This window comes from Streptomyces sp. NRRL S-87 (genome assembly GCF_000719335.1).
In the GTDB taxonomy this organism is placed as follows: domain Bacteria; phylum Actinomycetota; class Actinomycetes; order Streptomycetales; family Streptomycetaceae; genus Streptomyces.
Window position 1 is genome coordinate 1 of record NZ_JOGB01000210.1, and the last position, 345, is coordinate 345.

A 345-nucleotide genomic window follows, 5' to 3' on the forward strand; every position below is an offset into this window, starting at 1 on the left:
GAAGATCATGTCCTTGGTGGAACCGTCCTGGCGGCGCACCCCGTTGACGGACAGCCTCATGCCGAGCGCCTGCGGATCGGCTTGCTCGTCGGGGGTCACCAGCCAGGGCCCGAGGGGGTTGAAGGTCTCGCAGGACTTCCCGAGGTCCCACTGGGGCGAGAGGTCGAGCTGGAACTCCCGCTCGGAAACGTCGTGGCTGACCGCGTACCCGGCGACGCAGGCCAGCGCGGCCTCGTGGCTGTCCAGATAGCGCGCCCTCCAGCCGTTCACCACGCCGAGCTCCACCTCCCAGTCCGTGCTCCGGGAGCCGCGCGGGACGAGCACCTGGTCGTAGGGCCCGATGAC

At 69.9% G+C, this 345-nt stretch carries 1 protein-coding gene; it reads right to left on the minus strand.

Annotated features, from left to right (window positions below; all coding sequences use genetic code 11):
• On the minus strand, positions 1-345 hold a 345-nt coding region (locus tag IF43_RS0135785), incomplete at both ends, for a fumarylacetoacetate hydrolase family protein (RefSeq protein ID WP_030211299.1).